The 26,592-nt window shown below is 75.9% G+C and carries 23 protein-coding genes; 4 read left to right on the top strand and 19 right to left on the bottom strand.

All coding sequences use genetic code 11. The features are described 5' to 3' along the window. Nucleotides 1–164: 164 nt before the first annotated feature. The 5 genes from ACIQ9P_RS38875 to ACIQ9P_RS38855 all read right to left on the bottom strand — a co-directional run bounded on the left by ACIQ9P_RS38875 (nucleotide 165) and on the right by ACIQ9P_RS38855 (nucleotide 8,992). On the bottom strand, nucleotides 165–302 hold the full coding sequence (locus ACIQ9P_RS38875; protein WP_402367142.1) for a SapB/AmfS family lanthipeptide: 138 nt from the start codon (nucleotides 300–302) through the stop codon (nucleotides 165–167). A gap of 129 nt (nucleotides 303–431) precedes the next feature. Further along, the gene (lanKC, locus tag ACIQ9P_RS38870; RefSeq protein WP_402367139.1) at nucleotides 432–3,056 is read right to left on the bottom strand and encodes a class III lanthionine synthetase LanKC; all 2,625 of its coding nucleotides are present in this window, start codon (nucleotides 3,054–3,056) and stop codon (nucleotides 432–434) included. 1,049 nt (nucleotides 3,057–4,105) lie between these two features. Then, nucleotides 4,106–4,567: a hypothetical protein gene (locus tag ACIQ9P_RS38865; protein ID WP_402367136.1), complete on the bottom strand. Its 462-nt coding sequence runs from the start codon at nucleotides 4,565–4,567 to the stop codon at nucleotides 4,106–4,108. 245 nt (nucleotides 4,568–4,812) lie between these two features. Continuing rightward, nucleotides 4,813–7,104 carry an FUSC family protein gene (locus ACIQ9P_RS38860; RefSeq protein WP_402367134.1) on the bottom strand — a complete coding sequence of 764 codons (2,292 nt, stop codon included), beginning with the start codon at nucleotides 7,102–7,104 and terminating at the stop codon, nucleotides 4,813–4,815. A 223-nt stretch (nucleotides 7,105–7,327) separates the two neighbouring features. Continuing rightward, nucleotides 7,328–8,992 (bottom strand): protein kinase, encoded by a 1,665-nt coding sequence (locus ACIQ9P_RS38855; protein WP_402367131.1) that lies wholly within the window; start codon nucleotides 8,990–8,992, stop codon nucleotides 7,328–7,330. A gap of 269 nt (nucleotides 8,993–9,261) precedes the next feature. On the opposite strand from ACIQ9P_RS38855, the gene ACIQ9P_RS38850 reads away from it, so the two are divergent. Next, on the top strand, nucleotides 9,262–10,644 hold the full coding sequence (locus tag ACIQ9P_RS38850) for a histidine-type phosphatase (protein WP_402367128.1): 1,383 nt from the start codon (nucleotides 9,262–9,264) through the stop codon (nucleotides 10,642–10,644). 384 nt (nucleotides 10,645–11,028) lie between these two features. Here the strand turns inward: ACIQ9P_RS38850 and ACIQ9P_RS38845 are convergent, their stop codons facing one another. From ACIQ9P_RS38845 to ACIQ9P_RS38830, 4 genes are all read right to left on the bottom strand, one after another. Continuing rightward, nucleotides 11,029–12,612, bottom strand: a complete 1,584-nt coding sequence (locus ACIQ9P_RS38845) for a hypothetical protein (RefSeq protein ID WP_402367125.1) — start codon at nucleotides 12,610–12,612, stop codon at nucleotides 11,029–11,031. Nucleotides 12,613–12,669: 57 nt separating this feature from the next. Next, the gene (locus ACIQ9P_RS38840; protein WP_402367122.1) at nucleotides 12,670–13,314 is read right to left on the bottom strand and encodes a hypothetical protein; all 645 of its coding nucleotides are present in this window, start codon (nucleotides 13,312–13,314) and stop codon (nucleotides 12,670–12,672) included. Nucleotides 13,315–13,457: 143 nt separating this feature from the next. Beyond that, the gene (locus tag ACIQ9P_RS38835; protein WP_402367119.1) at nucleotides 13,458–13,973 is read right to left on the bottom strand and encodes a hypothetical protein; all 516 of its coding nucleotides are present in this window, start codon (nucleotides 13,971–13,973) and stop codon (nucleotides 13,458–13,460) included. Nucleotides 13,974–14,205: 232 nt separating this feature from the next. Continuing rightward, nucleotides 14,206–15,183: a DUF5937 family protein gene (locus tag ACIQ9P_RS38830; RefSeq protein ID WP_402367117.1), complete on the bottom strand. Its 978-nt coding sequence runs from the start codon at nucleotides 15,181–15,183 to the stop codon at nucleotides 14,206–14,208. A 76-nt stretch (nucleotides 15,184–15,259) separates the two neighbouring features. On the opposite strand from ACIQ9P_RS38830, the gene ACIQ9P_RS38825 reads away from it, so the two are divergent. Then, nucleotides 15,260–16,144, top strand: coding sequence for an alpha/beta fold hydrolase (locus tag ACIQ9P_RS38825; protein WP_402367115.1), 885 nt, complete (start codon nucleotides 15,260–15,262; stop codon nucleotides 16,142–16,144). A 59-nt stretch (nucleotides 16,145–16,203) separates the two neighbouring features. On the opposite strand, the gene ACIQ9P_RS38820 is transcribed toward ACIQ9P_RS38825, so the two are convergent. After that, nucleotides 16,204–17,151, bottom strand: a complete 948-nt coding sequence (locus tag ACIQ9P_RS38820) for an NADP-dependent oxidoreductase (protein ID WP_402367144.1) — start codon at nucleotides 17,149–17,151, stop codon at nucleotides 16,204–16,206. Nucleotides 17,152–17,275: 124 nt separating this feature from the next. Here ACIQ9P_RS38820 and ACIQ9P_RS38815 point away from each other — a divergent pair, with 124 nt between their 5' ends. Next, nucleotides 17,276–18,370: a GlxA family transcriptional regulator gene (locus ACIQ9P_RS38815; RefSeq protein WP_402367112.1), complete on the top strand. Its 1,095-nt coding sequence runs from the start codon at nucleotides 17,276–17,278 to the stop codon at nucleotides 18,368–18,370. 106 nt (nucleotides 18,371–18,476) lie between these two features. On the opposite strand, the gene ACIQ9P_RS38810 is transcribed toward ACIQ9P_RS38815, so the two are convergent. The 9 genes from ACIQ9P_RS38810 to ACIQ9P_RS38770 form a co-directional block, all read right to left on the bottom strand. Beyond that, on the bottom strand, nucleotides 18,477–18,740 hold the full coding sequence (locus tag ACIQ9P_RS38810) for a hypothetical protein (protein WP_402367110.1): 264 nt from the start codon (nucleotides 18,738–18,740) through the stop codon (nucleotides 18,477–18,479). 164 nt (nucleotides 18,741–18,904) lie between these two features. Continuing rightward, complete coding sequence (locus ACIQ9P_RS38805) at nucleotides 18,905–19,060, bottom strand: DUF6131 family protein (protein ID WP_402367108.1); 156 nt, start codon at nucleotides 19,058–19,060, stop codon at nucleotides 18,905–18,907. A gap of 160 nt (nucleotides 19,061–19,220) precedes the next feature. Beyond that, nucleotides 19,221–19,520, bottom strand: coding sequence for a WhiB family transcriptional regulator (locus ACIQ9P_RS38800; protein ID WP_402367106.1), 300 nt, complete (start codon nucleotides 19,518–19,520; stop codon nucleotides 19,221–19,223). A 192-nt stretch (nucleotides 19,521–19,712) separates the two neighbouring features. Beyond that, the gene (locus ACIQ9P_RS38795; protein ID WP_402367104.1) at nucleotides 19,713–20,111 is read right to left on the bottom strand and encodes an SsgA family sporulation/cell division regulator; all 399 of its coding nucleotides are present in this window, start codon (nucleotides 20,109–20,111) and stop codon (nucleotides 19,713–19,715) included. 156 nt (nucleotides 20,112–20,267) lie between these two features. Then, nucleotides 20,268–20,747, bottom strand: coding sequence for an ATP-binding protein (locus tag ACIQ9P_RS38790; protein WP_402367101.1), 480 nt, complete (start codon nucleotides 20,745–20,747; stop codon nucleotides 20,268–20,270). A gap of 149 nt (nucleotides 20,748–20,896) precedes the next feature. Next, a complete protein-coding gene (locus ACIQ9P_RS38785; protein ID WP_402367098.1) occupies nucleotides 20,897–21,295 on the bottom strand; it encodes an STAS domain-containing protein in 399 nt (132 codons plus the stop codon). Nucleotides 21,296–21,410: 115 nt separating this feature from the next. Then, a complete protein-coding gene (locus ACIQ9P_RS38780; protein WP_402367095.1) occupies nucleotides 21,411–22,343 on the bottom strand; it encodes a SigB/SigF/SigG family RNA polymerase sigma factor in 933 nt (310 codons plus the stop codon). Between the two features lie 170 nt (nucleotides 22,344–22,513). Beyond that, complete coding sequence (locus ACIQ9P_RS38775) at nucleotides 22,514–23,017, bottom strand: YfbM family protein (RefSeq protein WP_402367092.1); 504 nt, start codon at nucleotides 23,015–23,017, stop codon at nucleotides 22,514–22,516. A gap of 97 nt (nucleotides 23,018–23,114) precedes the next feature. Then, on the bottom strand, nucleotides 23,115–24,128 hold the full coding sequence (locus ACIQ9P_RS38770; protein WP_402367089.1) for an SMP-30/gluconolactonase/LRE family protein: 1,014 nt from the start codon (nucleotides 24,126–24,128) through the stop codon (nucleotides 23,115–23,117). Nucleotides 24,129–24,495: 367 nt separating this feature from the next. Here ACIQ9P_RS38770 and ACIQ9P_RS38765 point away from each other — a divergent pair, with 367 nt between their 5' ends. Further along, complete coding sequence (locus tag ACIQ9P_RS38765) at nucleotides 24,496–26,466, top strand: glycoside hydrolase family 5 protein (RefSeq protein ID WP_402367086.1); 1,971 nt, start codon at nucleotides 24,496–24,498, stop codon at nucleotides 26,464–26,466. Nucleotides 26,467–26,592: the final 126 nt, after the last annotated feature.

The following is a 26,592-nucleotide window of genomic DNA, read 5'->3' as shown; positions in this document are numbered from 1 at the left end:
GGGGGGGGGGGGGGGGGGGGGGGGGGGGGGGGGGGGGGGGGGGGGGGGGGGGCGGGGGGGGGGCCCCCCCCCCCCCCGGGGGGGGCGGGGGGGGGGGGGGGGGCCCCCCCCCCCCGGCCTGGCCGCTCGGACCGCACGGGCCGTCCGTCGGACGGCCGGGCGAATCAGAGACAGAGAAGCGTGCTCACCGTGCTGGTGCCGCAGTTCAGGACGCTCAGCGAGCTGGTGTGGTCGAGGTTCTCGTCGATCGGGGCCGCCTCGGTCTCGGGCAGCTCCATGGTCTGGAGGTCGAGGATCGCCATAATGGTCTCCTTCACTTCGGGGTGGATCGCCCGGCCGGTCGGCCGGGAGTCTGGGGTGGCGCGCACGCGGGGCGGCGCGCTCGGGGGGCCGGTGGGCCGGCCGGCCCTTCGGCGGTTCGGTGTGTGCGGTCAGTGGGGTGCGCCCGGCGGGGCGGTGGCGGCCGGGCGGGTGAACGGGAGGAACGGGGTGCCCGCGAACGCCGTGCCCAGGGCCAGCAGCACCCCGGCCGATCCGGTCGCGAGGTCGGTGGACAGCCGCAGCAACTGGTCGCCGGGGAAGGCGAGATGGCCGCGGTAGGGCACCTGGTGGAGTGCCAGCAGCACCCGGTGCCGGTCGGCCGCGCCGGGCCACCCGCCGCCGTCCGCGTTCCCCGGGCCGCCGTCGTTGCCCGGACCCCGGTCGACGCGGTCGCCGGTCAGGGCCAGATAGCCGACGAGTCCCGCCCGTCCGTTGAACAGGCCCGCCTGGATCACGAACTCCGGCTCGGCGGCCCTGCGGATCAGCGCCTGCCGTTCGGCCTGCGCCGCGGCGGGCCGGTGGTGGAGCAGCGCGTCCAGCACGATCCCGATCCCGGCGCTGCCGGTCTCGATGTAGGGCAGGACGCGGCGCCGGTCGACCACCTGGAGGGTGCCGTCGCTCACCTGGGCGCAGCGGGCGAGGTCGAGTTCCAGCAGCGCCTCGGCCCGGTCGAGCAGGGTGCGGTCGCCGGTGTGCTCGTACAGCCGGACCAGCGCGAGCGCGGCCCCCGAGGCACCGGCCAGCAGTCCGGCCGCGACGCCCCCGTGCTTCTCCCAGGTGGTCGCGGCGGCGCCGGCCGCGTTCAGGGCCTGCTCCAGCAGCCGCTCGTCACCCGTGGTGCGGGCGAAGTGCAGCAGGGTGAGCGCGATCCCGGGTCCGCCGGAGGCCAGCGTCGGCGCGGGCGCCGAATCGCCGTCGGCGGCATGTCCGTCGAGCCGGTGCAGCAGTTCCAGCGCCCGTTCGCGCTCCCCCAGCAGGTCCAGGACGTACGCGACGCCGTGGCCGCCGTGGTAGAGGCCGGGCGACGTCCCGCGGCCGCGGGCGGCGTCGGCCAGCCACCGCACGTGCGCGGGGTCGATCGCGGCCCCGGTGCTGTGCAGGGCGTAGAGCACCCCGGCCGCGCCGTGCGCCAGGCCGAGCCCGCCCTGCGTGAACTGGGCGACGTCGCCCGGGAACAGCCGGTCGGAGCGTTCGGGGGTGGCGGCCGCGGCGATCCCGGCGGCGAGCGAGTCGCGGACCGCCGGCCAGTCGACGGTCGGCGCCTCCAGCAGCGCGCGGGTCTCGGCGCGGCCCTCGGCGAGCTCCGGGCGGGGCGTGCGCCCGTCGCCGGCGGTGCGGCCGAGCAGGCGGCGGATGTCGTCGGTGTAGCCGGGCGGTACCGGGAACCGGCGCTCGACGGCGTCCGCGAGCTGCTCCGCCTTGTCCGCGTCCAGGGCGGTGAGCTGGACCAGCGGGTAGAAGAGCCACAGCCGCAGCGCGGCCAGCGCGTACCGGTCCACGTCCGTCCCGGTGCGGCCGGGCGGGGCGGTGAAGCCGGCGGCGCCGAGCGCGGGGCGCAGGAAGTCGTCGACGGTGCTGGCGAGTTCGAAGTCGATCAGGCTCAGTTCGCCGTCCGGCCGGACGATCAGGTTGCGCGGGTGGAGGTCCCCGAAGACGACGCCCCGCTCGTGGATCCCGGCGATCGCCCGTTCCACCTGGTCGACGACGGCCAGGGCGTCGCGGGTGTACCCGGCGACGGCCTCCTCGTCGGCGTCGGGGTGGATCAGGGGATAGCGGACCGTCAGCCATTCGCTCAACGACTGCCCGGCGATGTACTCCTGGACCAGGAACTCGTGCTCCCAGGCCGTCAGCAGCCCGTGCTCCCGGGGGACCCCGGGCACACCGGCCAGCCGTACCAGGACGGCGTGCTCGTTGCGCAGCCTGGTCACCGCGTCGACGCCGCGCTGGTCCAGCCCGGCGAACGGCCGGGCCTCCTTGAGCACCAGCTGCGGTCCGTCCTGCCCGTCGCGGGCCAGGTAGACGCCACCGGCGTTGGAGAAGTGCAGGACCCGCTCGACGGTGTACGGGAGTCCGGTCTCCTGCGGTGCGGCGCGCTCGGCGACCGCTTCGGCTATGCACTCCGGCACCGGCGCCCAGGAGGGCACCGAGAACGCCGTCCCGCGCACGTCCGGCACCGGGCGGCCGTCCGGTCCGACCAGGGCCAGGACCGGTTCCCCGGCCTCGTTGCGGCAGTAGCGTTCGGCGAATCCGCCGTAGCGCAGATAGAGCGGTCCGTCCTTCCAGCGCAGGTCGCTCAGGATGTACGCGCCCTGCTGGCCGTCCAGCAGCGGGCCGAGCCCGTCGAGACAGCGTTCCAGCTCGGCGTCGTCGACCGGGTACAGGGTGCAGAACTTGCCGCTGGAGCCGCGGGGCGCGTACTTGGAGTTCTGCACCTGGAGGATGGGCAGTCCGCGCAGGAACTTGAAGGTGACGCGCTCCCGCAGACAGAAGGCGTGGACGATCTCCAGCACCTCCTCGGCGTTCCCGAGGCACGCGGAGACGTGGATCTTCCAGCCCTGGTCCGGGATCCGCACGCCGGCCGGACGCACGACGGCCCACATCTCCAGGTCCCCGTGCTCCCAGCCCTCGGGCAGCGGCCGGGTGACGGCGGCGAACTCCTCCTGCGCTCCCCAGCGCCGGGGCGAGTCGTAGAAGAGCGGGTCGGCGTAGGCGTGGGCCTCGTAGCGGTTGTCCAACGGAACCCTCCTCGTACTGGGGGCCGGAACGGGCGGCGTGGGTGGAACGGGCGGTGCGGGCGGCACAAGTGGTGCCGGCGGCACGGGTGGTGCGGTGCGCGGCGGAGCGGGGCGTGCTGGAGGCATGACGGAACCGTGGTGGAGCGAACGCGGTGGGACGCGGCCGTCCGGCGGCTGCGGTGCGCGGTGCGGACGGACGGACTCGCGGTGCGGTGCCCCGGTGGTGACGGGGCGGGGACGGCGGAGCCGGGCCGGCCCGGAGGGACACGGTGGTCCTGGGGTCGTGCCGCGTACTGCCGGCTGCGTACTTCCTGCTGCGGTGCGGTTCGGTAGCGGGCCCCGGCCGGTCGAAATCCCGTATGGCGCTGGGGCCCTCCGAATACTGGTGCCGCCGAGAATTCTCCGCAACGGCGCACGTTCGGACCGGACCTCCGGCGCTGTGCACCCGGCTCGCGCCCGGTCGCATTTCCGATGGCGGGCGCGCCGCCGCGCGCCGCCCGGGGCGGCCGGGCGGCATTTCCGGCGCGCAGCCGTCACCGACGGTATGCGAACGCTCTCCCTGCGACGGCCGTGCCCCGCCGGGCGGGGACCGTTGGCCGGGCCTCGGTCTGTGGCGATACGGACACGATCGGATCGACGGCCCGGCGGGCGCCGCTTTCGACCGCCGTCCCGCGACCCCCGGCGCACTCCCGGCGGGCGGCCAGCGCCCGACACCGTCCGACCGAGCGCCCGGGCCGGTCATTTGAACGGGCAGAACCGAACGCGGGCGAGTAGATCATATTTCTGTTCTATTTCAGGAGTATTTCGACAGCCTCTGAACTTTGTTCTTCCTTGACCATCGGACCGGCTCATCGGAATGACTCGTTCGCACAAGTCCGGACCCTGGTGCACCATCCGCCCGTCCGGTCACGATCGACCCTCCCGGAACATCCCGGAACAACCCGGCCGATCGGCCGGGACGGGCCGGCACACGGGAACGGCCCCCGGGCCGGGTCGCGGGACCTGTCGTCCCGCGACCGCGTGCCCGGGGGCCGCCGAAACGCTCCCGGTCAGTGCGCGTTGGTGTACATGTAGGCGCCGGTGTCGTAGTTGTAGACGGCGAGCTTGATCAGGACGCCGGCGTCGGACCGGAGCTGGGTGGGGATGTAGCAGGTGCCCCCCACGGACGTGTCCGCGGTCACTCCCTCCCAGTTCCAGCCGCCGCTGCCGTTGGACGTCAGGATCCACACGTTCTGGCCGCAGTGGTTGGTGGAGAAGTCGATGTAGGCCACGTCGTGGCCCCCGGTGTCCGGGCCGTTGTGGATCTGCAGGTCCGCCTGAGTGCCCGTGGAGGACACCCGGTCGCACCAGTAGAAGTGACTGGTGTAACAGGTGACCCGGTAGCCGGGGCCCGACGGGACGGCGGCCTGCGACGGCGCGGCGGGAGCCACCGCGGCGGCCGGTGCGGCTACGGCGACGGGCAGGGCCAGCAGGCCCAGGGCGGCGACGAGGCGGAACTTCTTGCCGGTCATGCGCGAACCTCTTCCCTCTCACGCGTGGCACCCTCCGGACGGAGGACGCTCACAGGTGCGCCGGGGAAGCGGCGGCGACAGCGCGGCGGTATCGGGGCATCGGCACCGGACCGAGGACGCCGTTACGGCCGTCTCCGGCTCCGTGGGGGGCGACGATGCCGCGCCACGTCGTCACGAGGAGCTTTCGACCGGAACCCTAGGCCACCCCGCCCGCCGGGGGATTGTAGGAATGCGTGGATCCGCGCTCAGCCGGGCGACGAGGACGGCGCGCCGCCCGCCGGGCCGGGCCCGTGGATCGGCCCGTGGATCTGCTGGAGGTCGTCGAGCAGCCCCGCGAGCCAGACCGCCACGTCCACCGCGTGCACCGACACCCGTCCGTCGGTTCCCGGCGCGGGCCCGCCGTCGAGTTCGGCCACCAGCGCCGCGCGGGCCCGGGTGACGGCCGGCTGCGCGGCGTCCGCCGGCTCGCGGGCCCGCAGGGCCGCCGCCTGACGGCGGAAGGCCGCCGCGACGTCGTCCGCGTGGCGCAGCAGCGCCCGCGCCCCGCCCCGGTGGGGCGTGGCCGTGCCGGGCGGGATGCGGGCCAGCAGCGGTTCGGCGCCCCGGACGGCGTGCTGCCCGGCCAGGACCGCCGCCTGCCAGTTGGGTCCGTCCCCCGCCGGGTCGTGGCGTTCGCAGCGGTACTGGGCGTACATCGCCTCGGTGAGCAGCGCCGATCGGCGGGCCCGGCGCAGCGCCCCGCCCGGGCGGCCGGTGCCGGTGACCACGGCGACCGTCTCGCGCAGCGCGTCCGCGCCGTCCTCCAGCAGCCCGGCGGTGCGGCGGCGCAGGTCCTGGGCGCCGCCGCGCGGCCAGGCGCAGAGTCCGGCGAGGATGCCGATCGCGGCCCCGGTGGCGACGTTGACCACCCGGTCCTCCGCCAGCCGCCAGCTCGCGGGCGCCAGCTGGGTGAAGACGAGGGCGACCACCAGGGTGAACAACCCCTGGCCCCAGGCCGGCCCGAGCGCCGGTCCGGCGGTGAAGGCGATCAGCATCACCGGCGGCAGCGCGAGGGCGTAGACCAGCGGGTGTTCCCCGACGGTCAGCAGCACCGCGGCCGTCACGGCGGCGCCGACGGTCGTGCCGACCAGCGCGGGGCGCAGCGTCGTCCGGGTGTCGGCGGCGCTGGTGCGCATCAGGGTGAGCGTGGCGAGCAGCACCCAGAAGCCGTGCGACAGATCGAGGCCGCCGGCCAGCAGCCGGGCCGCGCCGAGGGCGCCCGCGGTGCGCAGGGCGTTGCGGAAGGCGACCGAGCGCGGGGTGAGGTTGGCGCGGAACCGGCGCCACCAGAGCAGCGGGGCCGGGTCGTAGGCGTACCAGAACGGTCCGGGCCGCTGGTCGGCGGGCGTCTCGTCGGACGGCAGCGCGGCGCCCCGGCCGACCCGCACCGCCCGGACGACGAAGCGGGCGCCCTCGGCGGAGTCCAGGGCGGCGGTGCCGAGCGCCGGGCGGACCCGGCCGTCGTTCCCGGGCGGGGCGGCGTGCGGTGCGGTGGGCCCGGGCGGGGCGGTGGGCCCGGTGCGCTCCGGCGGCACGGCGTGCTCGGGCGCGGCAGTGGGCTCCAGCGCGGCGTCAGGCTCCGGCGGCACGGCGCGGGCGGCGTCGAAGGCGGCGAGTTCGCGGTCGAGGACACCGGTGTCCGGGACCGGGCCGGCGCCCTGGCCCGGTCCCGCCCGGGGCAGCCCCGCCGCCGCCGCGCGCAGGGCCCGCGCGGTGACGGCGGTCAGCCGGGCCGCGCCCGGGTGGGGCCGGGCCAGCCGGAGCATCCGCAGCAGTTGCGGGCCGGTGTAGCGGAGGGAGGACGCGCAGTGGGTGAGGGCGCGGTCCACCGCCCCGGCCCCGGCGGGGCGCTCCATCACCGGGACCTTGCTGAACCGCAGCTCGTCCAGGTGCGCGCGGGCCCGCTCGGCGGCCCCGGTGACGGCGTCGGGGGCCGCCGGCCGGCCCGCGCAGGCGTCGGCGGCGAGGTCGGCCAGGTCCGCCAGGGCGAGCGCGGCGCGGGCCAGCCGGCCCCGGTAGTCCGGCGGTGCCGGTTCCGGCCACAGCAGCAGTTCGGCGACGGTGAGCAGCAGCAGTCCGGCCGTCACGCCGAGCAGCCGCTGCGGCAGGGTGTCGGGGCTGTAGGGCGGGAAGCACGGGAGGATGTAGAGGAGTTGGAGGCCGTTGGCCAGTCCCACCATCCGGGGGCCGCCGACGGAGCCGTAGGAGACCGCGAAGCCGACGGCCACCATGCCCAGGGCGGCCGCCCACGAGTGCGCGGCCAGGACGGTGCCGAGGCAGACCAGCCCCCAGGCGAACGGCAGCGTCAGCAGGATCGTCCGGGCCCTGGTCCGCGCGGCGCCCTCGACCCGGGCCAGCACCCCGAGGGCCACGGCCGCGAACAGCGCGTAGGTGGCCGCCACCGGGCGGTCCAGGCCGTAGCGGAAGGCGTAGAACCCGGCGCAGGCCGCCGCCGTGACCCGGACGGCGCGGTGCACCACCGCCGGGGCGGGGTTCACCCGCCGCGGCCGCTCCGCGCGCCCCGGCGACCGGCGCATCGCACCTCGCTCCCGTGTCCGCGTGGGGTCCGCCGCCGGCCAGGCGCGGGAGACCGCCGCCGGGGCGCGGGGGTCGGAGGGTCGGCCCCTTGCACCTTTCACCTTTCACCGTAGGACGCCGCCCGGCCGCTCCGCAGCGGGAGCCGGGCCGACGGCGGCCGGGCGCGGGGTGCCGCCGCCGGGTTCAGCGCTCGCGGAGGCAGAGGACGACGGCGCCGAAGTCCTGCGCGAGCTGCCCGGTGCCGGTGGCCCAGTCCGGGACGGCCTGCTCACAGGTCGTGGTCACGGGCGCGTCCAGCCGGGCCAGCACGGTGAAGTACTGGTCGCCCCGCTCGTCCCGCACGGGACCGCGCACCGACAGCAGGCCGCAGGGCGCGGTGAGCCACTTCGGACGGTCCGGGTCGGGTTGCCCGCCCCGTTCGAGGATCTCCTTGCCGACGCAGTCACCGGGCCGGGCCGCGGTCACCTCGTCCTCGAACAGCGGGCTGAACACGGCGACGGACCCCGCGATCAGCCCCAGGACGAGCAGCACGCCGAGCGTGTACGAGGTGCGGCGCAGCGCGGTCAGCGCGAGGCGCACGGCCCGGGGCCTGGGGAGGGTGGCCGTCGGGGAGCCGATGCCGGCGATCACGCCACCGGTGCGGGCGGTCGTCCCGGCCCGGCGGTGGACGGCGTAGAGCATGCCGCCGTGCGGGGCGGTGAGCACGACGTCCCCCCGGCCCGAGACGACCTCCAGCAGCGGGTCGCCCTTCTCCACCGCGTCGCCGACCCGCTTGAGCCAGCGGACGACGGTGGTGCGTCTCATCCCGCCGGTCTCGCCGGGTATCCAGGGCAGGACGACCGTCGCGTAGCCGGCCTTCAGCTCGCCCACCCGGGCCGGGAGCGGAGGCAGCCGGGGCGGCGGGACGGGCGGGTCCCCGGCGGGGCGCTCCGGCTCCACCAGGGTCGGCGGTGGGGGGATCACGGCGGTGGTCAGCTCGGAGGTCCGCCGCACCTGTTCGACGATCATCGCGGTCACGTCCGGCGGCAGCCAGACGGCGGCGGGGGCGGCCTGTCCGGCGCAGCGCGCCAGGACCTCGGCGACGCCGGGGCGCTGCCTCGGGTCCTTGGCCAGGCAGGACCGGACCAGGGGCGCGAGGACGGGCGGGAGGCCCGCGAGGTCGGGTTCCTCGTGGACAACGTGGTAGACGACGGCCTCGGTCGGCCCCTCCCCGAACGGCGGGCGGCCGGTGGCGGCGTGGGCGAGCACCGCGCCCAGGCTGAACACGTCGCTGGCCGGGGTGGCCGGGTCGCGGAGGATCTGCTCGGGGGCCATGAAGCCGGGGGTGCCGATCACGGTGGTGCCGGTGAGGCCGGAGGCGGCGTCCAGGGCGCGGGCGATCCCGAAGTCGATCACGCGCGGGCCGTCCTCGGCGAGGACGACGTTGCCGGGCTTGAGGTCCCGGTGCACCAGGGAGCAGGCGTGGATCGCGGCCAGCCCCTCCGCCAGGCCGGCCCCGAGCACGGCGACCGTCGCCACGGGCAGCGGGCCGTGCCGGGCCACCACCTCCCCCAGCGAGGGACCGGGGATGTAGGAGGTGACCATCCACGGCGGGTCGGCCTCCGCGTCGGCGTCCACCACCTGGGCGGTGTAGAACCCGCCGACGCGGCGGGCGGCCTCGATCTCCTGGGCGAACCGCCGCCGGAACCGCGCGTCCTCGGCCAGCTCGGGGCGGACCAGTTTCACCGCGACGGTCAGCCCGCCGGGCGAGCGGCCGAGGAAGACCCGCCCCATGCCGCCCCCGCCCAGGCGGGCGAGCAGGCGGTACGGTCCGACCTCGCGCGGGTCGGCGGCGGACAGCGGCTTCATCGGCGCTCCCATCGGAGACTGCTGGTCGGGTCGGGAGCGACATGATCCCATCAACACGGCGCACCCGGGGGCGAATCCGGGGAACGGGGGCGGCCTCGCCACCCGCCGCACCGTCCGGCGTTCAGGCTTCCTTCACCGGCACCTTGACGGGGCGTCGACCGGTCTTGGCGCGGGCGTGGCACCGTGCGGCCGTCCGGGACCGCCGGCCCGCCGGCCGCCACCGCCCGGCGTCCGTCCCGCTCCACCCCACATCCACCCGAAGGGCCGCCGTGAAGCGCACCGCCCCCCTGTCCGTCGCCGTGGCCGTCTCCATGACCGCCTCCCTGGCCGCCGGAGTGCTGTTCACCGCGGGCACCGCCGCCGCGCACGACCGTTCCGGCGCCTCGCGCGTCGACCGCGACCTCTACGGCACCAAGGCCCCGTACGAGCCGCAGGGCCGGCCCGGGCACTACCAGAAGGCGCCGAAGGGCTTCGCCCCCGTCTTCACCGAGAACGTCGCCCGCCACGGGTCCCGCGCCATGTCCGACGGCAAGGACGGCGAGGCCGTGCTCGCCGTCCTCGGCCGGGCCCAGGAGCAGGGCGCCCTGACCGACCTCGGCGCGCGGCTGGCCCCGCAGGTGCGGACGCTGCTGACGGCGGCGTCCGGCATCGGCTTCGGCAACCTCTCCGCCCGCGGCGCCGACGAGCAGCGGCAGACGGCGCTGCGGCTGGAACAGCGGCTGCCGTCGCTGTTCCGGTCGATCGCCGCCGACGGGCGCCCGGTCGTGGTGGAGACCTCGGGCGTGGCCCGCGCGGTGGCCAGTGCCGGTGCCTTCACCGCGGGCCTGACGGCCGGGATCCCGGCGCTGGCCGGCACCATCCAGGCCCCCGTCACCGACAAGAACCTGCTGTACTTCCACAAGCAGCCGCAGAACGCCGACTACCAGGCGTACTTGGCGAGCGACCCGGACCTCGCCCAGGTCCTCGCCGGGATCGAGCACGAGCCGCGCACCGCCCGGGCGGCCCGGCACGCGGTCGGACGGCTCTTCCGCGCGGGCTTCGCGGAGGCGATGTCCACCGAGGAGCAGGTCTCCTTCGCCCGTTCCCTGCACGCGCTCTACAGCGCGGCACCGGATCTGGGCGTGGAGGCGCCGAACGTCGACCTGACCCGGTTCCTGACCGAGGACGACGCCCGGTGGTTCGCCTACCTGGACGACGCGGAGGAGTTCTACCAGTCGGGCCCGGCCTTCAGCGGACGCACCATCACCTACCGGATGGCCGGCGTCCTCCTGGACGACCTGCTGGCCCGGGCCGGGGCCAGGGCGGCCGGCACCAGCGGGAACGGCGCGGTGCTGCGGTTCACCCACGCCGAGGAGATCGAGCCGCTCGCCGTGCTGCTGGGCCTCCCCGGCAGCACCGAGCAGGCCGACAAGGACGAGCCGTACAGCTACCGGAACAACCCGTGGCGCGGCGCCGAGGTCGCGCCGATGGCCGCGAACATCCAGTGGGACCTGTTCGCCGACACCCCCGCCGACGGTCACCCGGCCGCCTACCTGGTGCGCATGCTCTACAACGAGAAGGAGACGGCCTTCAAGTCCTCCTGCCGCCCGGTCGCCAAGGGGAGCTACTTCTACCCGCTCGACGAGCTCAAGCACTGCCTGGCCCACAACTGACCCCGCGGCGGCCCCGGGGCAGCCGCGCCGCCGCCGCTGAGCACCCGCCTCACGTCCACGGCGCGACCGGGGCGGGCACCCGCGTTCGGCGGGTGCCCGCCCGTCGCCGTGCCGGCTCTCCTCGGCCGAGGGCGAGGCGGCCGGGTGCGCGTCAGGCGAAGTCGGCCTCGGCCGCCCGGGCCCGCCCGGCCGGTCCGGCGACCCGGTCGAGGCAGCCCTCGGTGTCATGGGCCCCATCAGCAGGGCGATCTGCCTGTCGACGACGAGCAGCGCGGTGTCCGGCATGGTCGTCACCCCAGGCCCTCGCCCTCGGCTCGTCCGGGATCCTCTCGGATCAGCGGGCGGACCGGCGGGCGGACCGGCGGGCCCGGCCCCGGCGTCGGGTCAGGAGGTCTCCAGCCCCAGACCGGTGACCCGGAGGAACCCGTGCGCCGCCAGCTGGGGCGAGAGGCCGATGCCCGGGCGGCGGGCGGTGATCCGGCCGGGTCCGAGGCCGAAGCCGGAGTCGCCACCGATGCCGCGGGCGGTCAGCTCGGTGGCGATCAGCGCGGCGGCCTCCCGGGCGGTCTCCTCGGTCGGCGTCCGCCACTCGGCCTTGAAGCGCCGCCCCGACGGCTCCCAGCCGTCGGCCGTCATCGCCGCCGCGACCTCGGCCGCGACCCCGGGACGCGGGCCGACGCGCAGCAGCACGCCCTTGACCGTGCTGTACGTGACCGAGAGCCCGCCGCTGATCTGCGGGGCGGCTATCGTGAACATGGCCTTCTCGCCCGGACGCTGTACCGGCAGCTGCTCGATCCACGCCGCCAGGAGGCTTTCCAGGCCCTCCCGCAGATGCGGCACCGACAGGGCGAGCCGCCCGCCCGGCAGGTAGTCGGCCGTGCCGCCGGGTGCCTGGACGGGCAGGTGGAGCTGCCAGCTGTACGGCAGCAGCGGGAAGTCGCTGGGTCCGTCGGAGCCGCCCGACGGGCCGCCCCACTCGAAGGTGCCGTGCTCGTCCTCTTCGAGCGCCGCGGCCGGTTCGGTCTCCAACCGGACCCGCCGCCCGCCGCAGAGCAGCCGCAGCAGCCGGCCCTGCCCCCCGGCCTCGCGCCAGCGGACGTCCGGCCCGTCGGGGCCGCCGCCGAAGATCGTCGGTTCGCCGAGCACGGCGCAGACCGCCCGGTAGATCTCGCCGAACACCGCCCGCCGGTGTTCCAGCGTCGACGGGCCGAGCTCGAACCGGTGCAGGTCCAGCACGTCGTAGCTGCCCTCCGGGGCACCGCGCAGGACGGAGCCGCGCAGGGCGAAGGACGGTGTGCAGTGCGGGTCCCCGGTGCGGATGTCGACATAGCCGTCGCCGAACCCGGCTTCGACCCCGGGCAGTTCGGCGACGGCCCGGCGGACCGCCTCGGCCGGCAGGTACCCGCCGGCCGCGTCGTGCAGCAGCGGAACGAACGCCGCCACCGCGGCGGGCAGTTCGGGGCTGACGTGCCGGACCTCCCGGACATGCGGCTGGATCGCGATCCAGGCCCGGCGGTCGTTGGCCTGGAGCAGCATGGTGCGCCCGGCGGACCGCCAGCGAAGCCCGAACCCGTCGGCCGCGGTCGGCACGAGCGTGGGCGCGCCGACCTCGCGCAGCGCCTCCGAGAGCACCCGCAGCGCGGCATGGCGCTCCTCCGCCGGCGTCGGCAGGTGGAACTGCAGCAGCGGCACCCAGGCCCGCCGGAACGTGTCGGCCTTCGGCTCGGTGGTGCCGAGGAAGAGCTCGGCACCGGCCGGCCAGCGGAGCTCGGCCTGCAGGCCGACCACGAGGATATCGGTGAACGCCCGGCGGATCTTCCACTCCGGCCGGGCCTCCACCATCCGCTCGACGTCCGCCCGCGTCCAGCAGTCGTCGAGGTCGTGCAGGGTACGGACCAGCTCGACGGTGGTCGGCAGGTCGGCCGTCCAGGTCACGGCGGAGGTGTCGGTGCTCACGGCGTCGTTCATGAGGACGATCATGGCAGCGGCCACCGACAGCGCCGGCCCGGGCGGTCACCCGTGCCGTCAGAGTCCGACCCGGAGCCGGAGTTGCAGCCGACAGCCGCCGGGCCGACCGTCGGTGTCGATACCGACGGTCACCGGTCCGCGATCGGTCTCGGCCCAGTGGTAGCCGGTGTTCCGGCACTGGGAGCGGTCCCCGTCGGCGTCGTACTGCACGTCGAGGGCGACGTACGTCTGCCGGATCCCGGGCACCGCGAGGGTGAGTTCGCACCCGCCCGGCCGGTTGTCGGTGTCGATCCGGACGGACGGGCCGAAGGTGCGGGCGTCGGAGCGGATCGGCATCGGGTAGGTGCCCTGGTCGCCGCACTGCGCGGGATCGCCGCCGACGGTTCCGCGGAACGCGTACTCGACGGACACTCCGTCCAGGTCGCGGTCCTGATCGTGGATGCCGAAGGCCAGTCGGCAGCCGCCCGGGCGCCCATCGGTGTCGAAGCGGACGGGATCGGCCCACGTACCCGCGGCGACCCACTGCTCGCCGGTCCGGCCGCCGCACTGGGCGGGGTCGCCGTCGGGGATGAACCGGATCCCGAGCTCCGGCGGGCGGAACTGCCTGCTCCGGGCCTGTGCCTGCGGCACCGGGCCCAGCACCGCCACGACCGCCGTGGCCGCCACCGCGAACACCGTCCACCTGCGCGCGAGTCGTCCCATCACCGGCACTTCCCTCCGTCACGAACCTCCAGGATCATGGCCCCAGGATGACCGGAGGCGTGCACACGCCAAGCCGCAGGCGCGCCCGACATTCCGCCGCGTCACCCGGAACACCCAGCCGCCCGGGCGGTTCGGGCGGGGCGTCAGGTGACGGTGACCGGCCCGTCGTCCACGGCCGCCGTGCCGTGGAGGGCCGGGCCGGCGGTGCCGTCGGGGTCGAGGGCGGCCGGGTCCGGGATCAGGGTGCCCGGTGGCACCACCAGTACCAGCACCGACTGCCGCCCGGCCGCCGCCGCGGCCCAGCCGGGCGGGACCCGGACCTCGTGGGCCGGCTCCCGGAGCGTGCGGCCGCCCGCGAGCCGCAGCCGGACCGGCGCGCCGTCCCGGATCTCCACCACCGCGTCCGTCAGCGGTGGTTCGCCCACCGCCGGGGCGAAGCCGCCCGCCAGCGCCACCGCCGCGAGGTCCCCGTGCGTCCGGCCGTCGGCCTCCACCACGAGCACCGCGAACGCCGGCCCCGGCTCCGCCGCCCGCACCACCGGTGCCCACAGCGTCGACCCCGGCTCCGCCGCGCGGCAACAGAGCCCCGAGCCCGATCCCGGGCTCGGTGCGAACATCCCGTCGGGCAGGCGCACCGGGCCGCCGGATCCCCAGATCATCCCGCCACTCCCCCGCGATCGGGCCGGCCGGGCGGAGCGGGGCGACCCGGAGGCCCCGGAGGGCCGGGCCGGGAGCAGCGGCGCCGTCCGACGGGAGCCGCCGTCCCGCCCCGCCGTCCGCCCCTGCCGCCGTGCTGAGGTCTGATCATGCCGCCGATCCTGCCGTGGCCGGCCGCCGCCCGCCTGAGTATTCGTACTCAATCCGTCAGGACCGGAACCTCCTGGCGTCACGTCAACTCCGCTCTCCCGCACTGTCCGTGAGCGCCGTTCCGCTGCCGGTGCGCAGGTGGAGGGCGGTGCGGCCGGTGCGGCGGGTGCTCACCAGGCCCGCCCCGCGCAGGGCGCCCAGGTGCTGGGACACGGCGCTCGGGCTGACGCCGAGCCGGTCGGCGAGTTCGGGGGTGGTCAGCGGTTCGGCGAGCGCGTCCAGCAGGGCCGCCCGGGTGCGGCCGAGGACGGCGGCCAGCCCCCGCGAGGACCGGCGGGGACGCTCCCACAACAGCCCGACACCGGCCGCCGGGTAGCGGATCGAGGCGGCGGCGAGCGGCGCGTGGTCGACCAGTACGTCCGGCCAGGCGAACACGGACGGCATCAGCACCAGGCCCTGCCCGCCGCCCGCCACCGTCCACGGCGCGGCGCTCCGGCGACGGCCGCCCACCAGCAACTCGCCCTCCCGCCAGACCACATCGGCGTGCAGTTCGGCGAACAGGCCCTCCACCCCGGTGTCCACCAGCGCCACCGCCCGCCGCCCGAGGTCCGCCTCCAGCACCGCCCGCATCCGCCCCCAGTGCGGGGCCACCAGCCGGGCGTGGCAACGGTCCAGCGCGTCGGCGGCCCGGGCCAGCAGTTCGGCCGGCTCCGGCAGCTCGCGGGCCGCCCGGGCCCGCCCCAGGGCGGCGGCGCACTCGGCCGCGACATAGTCGGGGCCGAGTGCGCGCAGGGCCGTCAGTTCGCTGGCGAAGGCGGGCGCGCGCTCCTCCGGCAGCGGGAACAGGAAGGCCGGCAGACAACCCTCCAGCAGGGCCCGCAACAGCGGGAGTTCGGGCTCGGCCGCGAGCACCGGCCGGGCCTCCCGCACCCACGGCAGGTGGACCTGGTGACCGCCCGCGCCGAGCGCCACCCGCACCCCGAGCACCGTCTCGGCCAGCGGCGACACCGCGAGCCGCACCCGTGCCACCTCCGCCGCCGAAAGCCGGATCTCCACCGCCATACCGCCGCCACCACCGATCATTGAGCCGTGGCTGAACGATAGCCGGGGCGGCCGGCCGCCCCGCAGGCTGTCCGGCATGGAGACCTTCACCTCGTACGACGGCACCCGGCTCGCCTTCCGCACCGTCGGCGACGGCCCGCCGCTGCTGTGCCTGCCCGGCGGCCCCGGCCGCGCCGCCGCCTACCTCGGCGATCTCGGCGGCCTCGCCACCACCCGCACGCTGATCCTGCCGGACACCCGGGGCACCGGCGCCTCCGCGACCCCCGCCGACCCCGGCAGCTTCCGGGTCGACCGCCTGGTCGACGACGTCGAGGCGCTGCGCCGCCACCTCGGCCGGGAACGCGTCGACCTGCTCGGCCACTCCGCCGGCGGCAGCCTGGCCCTCCTGTACGCCGCCGCGCACCCCGACCGGCTGAGCGGCCTGGTCCTGGTCACCCCGTCCTTCGCCGCCGCGGGCGTGGCCTCCGACCTCGGCGCGGAGGAGGTGATCGCCGCCCGCGCCGCCGAACCCTGGCACGCCGGCGCCGTGGCCGCCTACCGGCGCGTGAAGGCCGCCCGGAGCTTCGCCGAGGCCGCCCCGCACCGACTCGCGTTCGAGCCCCTGATGTACGGCCGCTGGGACGCCGCCGCCCGGGCCCACGCCGCCGCCGACCCGGCCCAGCGCTCGCTCGCGGTCGGCGAGCACTACTACGCCGGCTACACGCCCGACACCGAGCGGCTGCGGCAGCGGCTGGGCGCCCTTCCCTGCCCCGTCCTGCTGCTGGCCGGCGAACTCGACCTGTGGCCCACCGCGGCCTCCGCCACCGCCGCGGCCTCGCTGTTCCCGGACGTGACGCTCGCCGTCCAGCCCGGGGCGGGGCACTACCCGTGGCTGGACGACCCGGCGGCCTTCACCGGGACGGTGGAGGACTTCCTGCGCCGCACGGCCGCCGCCGGGGCACCGGTGTCGGGCTCCCGCTGAGGGCGGGACGGGAGCCGACGCGGCGACGGCCGGGAGGGCGGGCGTCCGGGGACCCGCCCTCAGGACGACCGCTCCTCCACCCCGTCGACGGTGAGGACGATCTTGCCGGTGGTACGGCCGCGCTCGCCCAGCTCGTGGGCCTCCGCGGCCCGCGTCAGCGGCAGGACCGCCTCGACCACGGGGCGCAGCTCGCCGCGCTCCACCAGGGCGGCGATCTCGCGCAGGCCGAGGTGGTCCGGCTCGACCAGGACCCACTGGGCCCGCAGCCCGTCGGGCACCGCGGCGGGGACGTCGTCCGGCCCGGGCAGGGTGATCAGCCGCCCGCCGGGCCGGAGCACCTTGAGGGAGCGCTCGGCCGTTTCGCCGCCGAGGCCGTCGAGCACCACGTCGATGTCGGACACGGCGTCCTCGAACGGCGCGGCGCGGTAGTCGACCACCTCGTCCGCGCCGAGTTCCCGCAGCAGTCCGTGCTTGCCCGCGCTGGCCGTGCCGATGACGTACGCGCCGCGGGCCTTGGCGATCTGCACCGCGAGGTGGCCGACGCCGCCGGCCGACGCGTGCACCAGCACCCGCTCGCCGGGGCGGATGTCCGCCGTGTCCACCAGGGCCTGCCAGGCGGTGAGCGCCGCCAGCGGCAGGGCGGCCGCCTCGACGTGGGTGAGGCCCGCCGGCTTCCGGGCGAAGTGCCGGGCCGGGGCCGCCACGTACTCGGCGTAGCCGCCGGCCTGGCGCGGGAACAGCGGCATCCCGAACACCTCGTCGCCGGGCCGGAGCACCCCGACGCCGGGTCCGACGGCCTCGACCACGCCGGACACGTCCCAGCCGACCATCGGCACCGGGCCCCAGTCGATCAGTCCGCCGCTGGTCCGGGTCTTCCAGTCCACCGGGTTCACGCCCGCCGCGCGCACCCGCACCAGGACCTCGCCGAGCCCGGGCCCGGGGCGCTCGACCTCGCGCTCGACCAGGTGCTCGGGACCGCCCCACCGCTCCACGACCACGGCCCGCATGGTGTCCGTCATGTCTCTCCTCGAATCTCCGGCCACCGGGGACTCCCGGCGCCGCAGTCCACTGTCCGGCCTCCCGGCCCGCGGGGGAATTGGCCGTCCGGCCAGGGTGTGACAGGATCTGGCCATGGGCACAAAAACGGACATCCCGGTCGAGGAGAAGGTCACGGTGGGGCACCCGGAGAGCGCTTCGGGGTGCGCCCCGGCGCGAGCCACGGCCGCGGGCACGCCGCAGCCGCACCGGATCGCGGTGCTCGCCCTGCCCGGAGTCCCGCCGTTCGAGCTCGGCATCCCCTCCCGCGTGTTCGGCAGCGCGCGGGACTCCGCCGGGCGCCCGCTCTACGAGATCACCGTCTGCACGGCCGACGGCGGCCCCGTGCCCAGCGACGCCGGCTTCACCGTGCAGCCCGCCGCCGGTCCGGAGGCGCTGGCCGCCGCGGACACGGTGATCGTCCCGCCGACGCACGCCATGCCGGAACTGGGGCTCGGCGGTCCACTGCCGCCCGAGGTGACGGCGGCCGTCGCGCGGATCCGCCCCGGCACCCGCCTGGTGTCGATCTGCACCGGCTCCTACGTGCTCGCCGCCGCCGGGCTGCTCGACGGGCGGCCCGCGACCACCCACTGGAACCTCGCCCCGGAGTTCCGCCGGGCCTACCCCCGGGTCAAGGTCGACGAGGACGTGCTCTTCGTCGACGACGGCGACGTGCTCACCTCCGCCGGGGTGGCCGCCGGCGTCGACCTGTGCCTGCACGTGATCCGCCGCGACCACGGCGCGGCCGTCGCCAACCGGGCCGCCCGGATGTGCGTCGTACCGCCGTGGCGGGACGGCGGGCAGGCCCAGTACATCGACCGGCCCGTCCCCGGCCCCACCGCCGCCGGGACCACGGCCACCCGGGCCTGGGCGCTGGAGCACCTGGACGAGCCGCTGCCGCTCGACCGGCTCGCCGAACACGCCGGCATGAGCCTGCGCTCCTTCACCCGGCACTTCCGCGACGAGGTCGGGATGACCCCGGTGCAGTGGCTCACCGCGCAGCGCCTGGATCTGGCCAAGCAGCTGCTGGAGGCCACCGATCTGCCCGTCGACCTGCTCGCCGACCGGTGCGGATTCGGCTCCGCGAACTCGCTGCGGGCCCACATGCGGGCGGCCTTCGGGGTGTCCCCGGCCGCCTACCGCCGGACCTTCAGCACCCGTGGACCGGCTGCCGCGGCAGCCACCGGATAGGCACCCGTACCCGCCTCGGGCCACGCAGGACCGGGTTCCGGTCCGGGTTCCGGTCCGGGTTCCGGTCCGGGTCGTCCGGGATGCGCGCCGTACGACGGAGCGGCCGTCAGGACGTCCGCAGCGCCCGCTCGCACTCCCGGCAGCGCTGCTCGGCGAGCGCGGGCGGGTACCAGGATTCACCCGGACCCGCCCGGAAGTGGGCGTGCTCCATGCCCGCCGTGTCCCGCCCGCAGAGGGTGCGCGGCAGCGGATCCTCCGGCACGTCGGGATCCGCTCCGGCCGCGTGCACGCCCAGCACGGCGGGCTCCAGCCCGTCCGGACCGAGCACCTGCCCGGGGTCCAACTCGTACAGGACGACGATCGAGGCCATGGCACGAGGATCGGCCGCCCGGCGCCGCCGGACACCCCGGGTGGACTGTTCGTGGCCGTCGGCCGGTGGCCGTCCTGCTCCCGGGAGCCGATGCCGCCGCCGATGTCCCGGCCGCTGTCCGGGCCGCTGTTCCGGCTGCTGGTGACGGCGGTGCCACCGCCCCGTCAGTAGTAGTGGCGGCGTCCGCCGACCGCGTGGCCGAGGGCGCCCGCGATCCACAGCACCGCGCCGATGACGAGCAGGACGACGCCGATGGTCCACAGGAACGAGAGCCCTGTGACGAAGCCGATGATGAGCAGAATGACGCCGAGGACGATCACGGGAGCCTCCCGGTGGGTTCGGACGGGCGGGGCCGCGGGGGCCGTGTGACCTGCCGCTCTCCGGCCGCGCCCGTGGGCTGCGTGTACCACCCGCCCCGCGCGGCAAACACGCTCGGCCCGGGGCATCGCGCAGCGGACGCGGCCCGGCCGCCCGCCCGCGCTACGCGGACCGGGCGCCCGGCGTGGAGAAGTCGGTGAACAGGGCACGGCGCTCCTCCTCGGTCAGACCGCCCCACACGCCGTACGGCTCCCGGGTGGCGAGCGCGTAGCGGCGGCACGCCACCCGGACGGGACAGCGGGCGCAGACCGACTTCGCGTTCTGCTCCCGCTCCTTGGCGGCGGTGCCGCGCTCGTTGGCGGGGTGGAAGAAGATGGCGCTGTCGACGGACCGGCACGCGCCCTGCAACTGCCAGTTCCAGTGCTGCTCGATGGGTTCGGGGAGACGGGATACGTTGGTCACGACGGCCCTTTCCTGACGGATCGGTCGGGTTTCGTCCGCTCGTCTAACCCGGATGCCCCGGTTCATGCCCCTTCTTGTGTTCCTCTTCGTACCAGCGCTTCTGCCGCCGGCCCCGATCCGGTCGCGGCGGCCCCGATCCGGTCGCGGCGGGCTCGATCCGGTCGCGGCGGGATCGGCCGCGCCCGGACTCGCTCAGGCGGACAGCAACCGATGCAGCCAGCTGTCCCAGTCGATCCGGGCCGACTCCGAACCCACCGGCACCGAACGGCCGGTCGCGGTGAGGAACCGCGCGAGCGGGCGGGCGGGGGTGTCGAGAAGCGCCACCCCGTCCTGGCCGCCCAGCGCGATCAGGACGTGCCGTCCGGTGGCGCTGGGCTCGATGTGGACGTCCCCGTCCCCCGCCGGCCCGCGCAGTCCGGCGGCCAGCAGGTCCCGGGCCAGGACCCAGACCGTGTCCTCGCCGCCGCCGAAGTCCAGCCGGACCGCGTACGGGTCGCCGGCCTCGTACCGGCACTCGACGGCCAGGTCCCGGCCCCGGTCCTCCCCGGTGATCAGACGCATCGTCAGGTGTGCGGCCACCGCTTCCGACATGGGCCTCGCCCCCGTTCCTCCTGTGCCCGACACTGTCGGCCCCCGTGTGCCCCGGACGCGCGGATTCATGCCGCACGCGGCGGAGACAGGCCGGGCGGGTCCGGGCGGGTCCGGGCGGAAGCACCGCGTACGGCCGCGGCGGGCGCCCCGGGGGGCTCAGTCCGTCCCGAGCAGCCTGGGGACGCCGACCTCGGCCCAGATCGTCTTGCCCTGGCTGTGCGGCTCGGCACCCCAGGAATCGGCGGTCCGCTGCACGATGAACAAGCCGTGGCCGCCGGGCAGGCCCGGGTTGTGCGGCAGGCGCGGCTCGGGCATCGCCGGGCTGCGGTCGCTGACCTCGACCCGCAGCCGGGCCTCGTTCACTTCCAGGACCAGTTCCAGCGGGCCGTCACCGTGCAGCATCGCGTTGGCGACGAGTTCCGCGACCAGCAGGACGACGTCGTCGGCGGCGCCGTCACCGCCGGGCGCGGGAGCGGACGGGAACCACTCACCTAGCGCCCGGGTGGTGAAGTTCCTGGCATGGGCGACCGGTTTGGGGATCCCGGCCAGCGTGAGCCGCCTGCGTTGACCGCCGACGGGTACCTCGGGGCCGGCCCGATGCGGGTCGCCCTCCAGGGTTCCGCGGCTCATCGTCATGTGAGGGCGCCCTTTCGGATCGACGGCCATCTGTCGCGTGGTCGGTTTCCCGGCAGTTCCGGAATTATGCCCGTCGCGGGTACGACCGGGATACACATCCTGCGGGAAGCCGTCCGGCGGCCCGGAGGCGGAGCCGTCCGCGCCCCGGTTCATGCGGCCAGTGCTTCGGCCACCGAGTCGTGGATCGAGAACACCGCGCGGGCGCCGGTCAGGTCCAGCACCCGCATCACGGTGGGCGGCACGGCGGCCAGCCGCAGCTCCGACCCGGCCCGCTCGGCCGCGAGTCGGGTCCTCAGCAGCACGTTCAGGCCGGAGGAGTCGCAGAAACCCACTCCGCGGAGGTCGATCACCACGGAACCGGGGCGCTGCGCGACCAGCGTGTCGAGCGTCTCCGCGGCCGGTGCCAGGGTCTCGATGTCGAGATCGCCGGTGAGGACGCAGAGCATCGCGCCGCCGGGCGCGGAGCGGGTCTCCACCACCAGGCCGGGGCGCGGCGGCGGGACCGCCGCGAGCGCGGTGTCCCCCGGGTCGTTGTCTGATGGCGTCATCGTCGTCCCCTCCATGTCCGTACCCTCCGACGATACGGAGGTCGCGCCCGTCGGCCAAGTGAGGGGTGGCGGTCCGGGGCCGCCGTGTCCTCGGCTCCCGGACCGGACGGCACCCTCAGGCGTCCTCCAGGCCCACGCGCAACTGCCGCAGCGTACGGGAGAGCAGCCGGGAGACGTGCATCTGGGACAGGCCGAGCCGGGCACCGATCTGGGACTGGGTGAGGTCCTCGCAGAAGCGCATCGACAGGATGCGCCGCTCGCGCTCCGGCAGGGCGGCTATCAGGGGCCTCAGCGTGACCAGGTCCTCGACCAGGGCGAGGTCGTGGTCGTCGGCGCCGAGATGCTCGGCGATCGGCCCGGGGCCGTCGCCGCCCTCGGGGCCGCCACTGTCGAGCGAGCCGGCGGTGTGGCCGTTGGCGGCGGTCAGGCCCTCGACCACCTCGTCCTCGGTGATCGAGAGGTGCTCGGCGAGTTCGGCCACGGTCGGGGCGCGGTCCAGGCCCTGGGAGAGGCGTTCCTGCGCCCGGGCGAGCGCGATCCGCAACTCCTGGAGGCGGCGGGGCACATGCACCGCCCAGGTGGTGTCGCGGAAGTGCCGCCGGATCTCGCCGAGCACGGTCGGCATGGCGAAGGTGGTGAACTCCACACCGAGCGAGGGGTCGAACCGGTCGATGGCCTTGATCAGGCCGACGGCGCCGACCTGGAGGAGGTCCTCCTTCGGCTCGCGGTGCGCGTCGAACCGCCGGATCGCGAACCGCACCAGGGAGAGGTTCATCTCGACCAGGGTGGTGCGGACGTACGAGTACTCCCGGGTGCCCTCCTCCAGCGTGGCCAGTCGGCGCAGCAGTTGCCGGGTGAGGTCCCGGGCGTCCGCGGGCGCGACCTCGCGCGGGTCGTCCACCGCCGCGAGTTCGGGGGGCAGGAGGTCCCGCAGGGCGCTGGGGGTGGGACCGGGGGCGCCGGGGGAGGTTCCGGGCACCGCGGGTCCGCAGGGGTCCGCCGTCGGGGCAGCGGCGGAAACGAGCAGTTCACCGGTGAGGGCCACCATGGGAGTCCTTCCGTCGTGTCGGCACGGTCCTGGCCCGGTACCCCCGATCGGCGGAAGGATGCCAACACCCCGCGTGGAGATTCGGTGAACCCGGAGCGGACCGGTGAACCCCGCGCGGACCGGACGCCCCCGGCACCGCCACTCGACCACGCCGCCGCTCGACCGCGCCGTCACTCGATCCAGACCAGGACACCGTGCCGACGGGTCGCCACCGCGCCGAGGTAGTCGGCCAGGGCGCGGTACTCGGCCGTCACCAGGTGCAGCGTGTCCTCCGAGCTCCACAGCCCCTGCGGGTAGATCCGGGCCCCGGCGAGGTCGGCGGCGGCGATCCCCTCCGTCAGCCGGCCCGGGTCCAGCGCTTCGAAGGCCACCGCGGCGAGCCGGACCCGGTCGGGGGTGATCAGGCACGGCGGGCCGTAACCCCAGTCCTCGGCGCCGGGCAGCTCCGCCTCCCCGTACACGACGTCCACCGGGAACTCCCGGCGGCGCAGCAGGAAGTCGAGTGCCTGCCAGGCCCGGCCGGTGCCGTGCAGGCGTGCCCACGCCCCGCCGGACCGGCCGTCCCGCGCGTCCTCGTCCAACTCCTCGGCGAACTCCCGGACCCATTCCGGGTCCTGCCCGGCCCGCTCCAACTCGCCGGCGCTCAGCCGGAGATACCTCCCGATCATGCTCATGCCCGCAGCCTAGGGCGGGGCACCGACACCGGGCCCCGGGCGAGCCGGGTGCCGGCCTCCGGCCGACGGCCGTGGACCGTGGTCGCGCGTGCGGGTGTCAGCGCGGGCGGTAGGCGACGGCCGCCGGAGCGGCGGCGTCGACGGGGACGGCGAGGACCGCGCCGGACGGGGACGGGGCGCCGGGGAGGCCAAGCCGGGCGGTGGTGACGAGGAGGCGGCCGCCGTCCGGCGACAGGCAGACCGAGGTGGGCTGCGGCGCCGGCAGGGGGACGACGGCCGAGAGGGTGCCGTCGGGCTCGTAGCGGTGGACGGCGGCGCTGCCCCAGACCGCCACCCAGAGGCGGCCCTCGGTGTCGACGGTCATGCCGTCCGGCGAGCCGCCGTCGGTGATCCGGGCGAACTCCACCGTCTCCAGCGGGTTGCCGTCGGCGTCGAGGGTGCAGCGGTGGATGACGCCCGCCGTGCTGTCGGCGACGTGGAGCAGCCGGCCGTCGGCACTGAAGGCCGGCCCGTTGACGATGGTCAGCCCGGTGAGCACCCGGTGGACGCTGCCGTCGTGGTCGGTGCGGTAGAGCGAGCCCGCGCCCGGGGTCTCGTCGTACGCCATGCTGCCGGCCCAGAAGCGGCCCTGCGGGTCGCACACTCCGTCGTTCATCCGTGTGGGGGCGGCCGCGTTCTCCTCCGGGCGGGCCAGCCACTCGGTGGAGCCGTCCGGGCCGAGGAGGGCGATGCCGGTGCCGGCCGCGGCGATCCAGTGCCCGGGGCGACCCTCGACCGGGGCCACCGCACCCAACGGGACGTCCAGGCGGAGGAGTTCGCTCGGCGTGCCGGGCGCGGTGCCGGAGACTTCGAGCAGTCGGCCGGCCAGGATGTCGGTGAAGACCAGCCGACCGTCCACCCAGCGGGCGCCCTCCCCGAGTTCGTGGGTGCCGGGGGCCCAGACGAAGGGCTGCTGGTCCTGCTCGGGCATGGTGGTCGTTCCGTTCTGCGAGGTCCGGGCGGGGGCGGTCGAAGTGGTCGGGCCGGTCGGGGTGGGTCGGGCGGCCCGGCCGAGGTGCCGGGCACGGGCGAGGGCGACGCGGACCTCGGACCCCACCTGGGCGTCCGCCACCGCCTCACCGTAGTCCGCGCGGCCGGCGCTGAGAAGATCCGCACCGGCACCGGCGTCCCCGCCGACGGCCGCGCGCCACCGTCCTGGCGCCATCGGCCGTGCACGTACCGGCCACCGCGCCCCGTTCGCCGGACAGCTCGGCTTCCGCCACCGGGAGTTGTCCGTACATCCCCACCGCCACTGTTAGCCTCCGGCCCGACCGTCGGCACGGACCCGGCCGGGCGGCAGCCCGCCTCCGGGCACCCGTGCCCGCCGTCCGATCCGCCGGGCCACCGCGGAGTCCCGGCCGGGCGGACGGGGAATGAATGCCTGTCACAACCGCGATTGTCACATCCATGCCAGACCACCCTCACCCACCGGGACGACCATGAACACATTCGCGCGCCGCGCGCTGGCGGCGGGGGCCGCCCTGCTCGCCTGCGTCGCCATGACCGCCGGGACCGGAACCGCCGCCACCCCTGTCACCACCGTCACCACTGCCTCCGGTGCGGCCGGGGCGACCGGGGCAGCACCGGCGGTCCTCGACGGGCCGGCCCTGGCCGCCTCCTGGACCGGTCCGCTCAGCACCCGGGGCCGCTACGTCGTCGACGCCACCGGCGCCCGCTTCAAGCTCAGGTCCGGCAACTGGGCCGGCGCCCAGGGCACCTGGCAGGGCAGCGGACCGACCACCGACCCGGCCAACAACCAGGCCGGCCAGGTCTCCTACAACCTGCCGCTCGGCCTGGACCGGGCCCCGATCGCCGACATCCTGGGCGGCTTCCACCGCCTCGGCGTCAACAGCGTCCGACTGCCCTTCGCCAACGCCCTGCTGCACGACGCGAGCACGGTGCCGGACGTCGCCGTCGCGGCCAACCCGCAGCTGCGCGGGAGGACCCCGCTCCAGGTGTTCGACGCGGTCGTGTCGGCGCTGACCGCCGACGGCTTCGCCGTGATCCTCAACAACCACACCACCGCCTACCGGTTCTGCTGCGGCCTGGACGGCAACGAGCGCTGGAACAGCGGCCAGTCCACCCAGCAGTGGATCGACGACTGGGCCTTCCTGGCCGGCCGGTACAAGGACAACAAGCGCGTGGTCGGCGCCGACCTGCGCAACGAGGTCCGCCGCGACACCTGGGACGACCCCAACTGGGGCCTGGGCGACAGCCACGACCAGTACGCCGCCTTCGAGGAGGCCGGGAACCGGATCCTGCAGACCGACCCCGACCTGCTCGTCGTCATGGAGGGCATCAACTGGTACGGCATACCGGCCGCCGTGTTCAGCCACGGCCGACCGCAGCTGACCCCGGTCCGCACCCTCTCCAACGCCCTGATCGACTCGGGCAAGCTGGTCTACTCGGCGCACTTCTACGGCTACACCGGCCCGGCCAACACCGGCGCGGCGAGCGGCTCCGCCGGATCCACCGGCGACCCGCGCTACCAGGACTTCACCCCGGCGCAGTTGGCGCAGGTCGTCAACGACGAGGCCCTGTTCGTCACCCAGGCCGGCCAGCACTTCACCGCGCCGGTGTGGATCAGCGAGTTCGGCGCCGGCGGCCGGGGCTCGACCGACGCCAAGGAGCAGACCTGGTTCGACAACTTCACCCGGATCCTGGCCGAGAACGACACCGACTTCGCCGTCTGGCCCCTGGTCGGCTGGCACACCGGCGGCGTGCCGAACGACAGCTGGGCACTGCTCGACTTCGACACCGCCGGCCGCCCGCTCAGCCTGGAGGACCAGGGCGACTGGCGCGCCCCGTACTGGAACCGGCTGATCGCCGCGCCCTCCTACACCGGCCAGGTCGCCCCCGCCCCGCACTGGGGCCTGCTCGACCTCGACCACGCCGACCTCGACCTCTCCCGGCGGATGCTCGCCCGGCCCGACTGGAGCCCGGGCAATCGCAAGGGCAACTGCCCGGACGGTCAGCGGCTGGTCGGCCTGGCCCGCGGTGACGGCCGGGGCCTGTGCACCGACGCCGGACAGCCGGCGACCGGCCCCGGCGACTGGACCACCGTCACCGACGAGCGCTATGTCACGCACGGCGACTGGGCCTCCGGCTACAACAAACTCCAGTGCCCGGACGGCACGTTCGCGGTCGGCCACAGCGTGAATTCCAACGCGATGTCCGCGTTGCTCTGCGCGCCCGTGACCGCCGCCCCGCCGACCACCGGCGCCCGGACCCTGTGGTTCGACCACGGCGACAACCGCCCCGCCACCGGCGGCTCGTCCGGCAGCGACTGGGCCCCCGGTCACTACAAGGGCCAGTGCGGCGACAACGAGTACCTCGTCGGGGTCGCGTACACCTGGAAGTGGCTGCACTACGGCGTCCCTGACGCGGTGCTCTGCCGCCCACTGGCCTGACGCCACTCGACCGGTGGGGGGGGGGGGGGGGGGGGGGGGGGGGGGGCCCCCCCCCCCCCCCCCCCCCCCCCCCCCCCCCCCCCCCCCCCCCCCCCCCCCCCCCCCCCCCCCCCCCCCCCCCCCCCC

This window comes from Kitasatospora sp. NPDC094019 (assembly GCF_044764505.1).
Classification (GTDB): Bacteria; Actinomycetota; Actinomycetes; order Streptomycetales; family Streptomycetaceae; genus Kitasatospora.
This window is presented reverse-complemented; position numbering and strand designations above follow the sequence as displayed.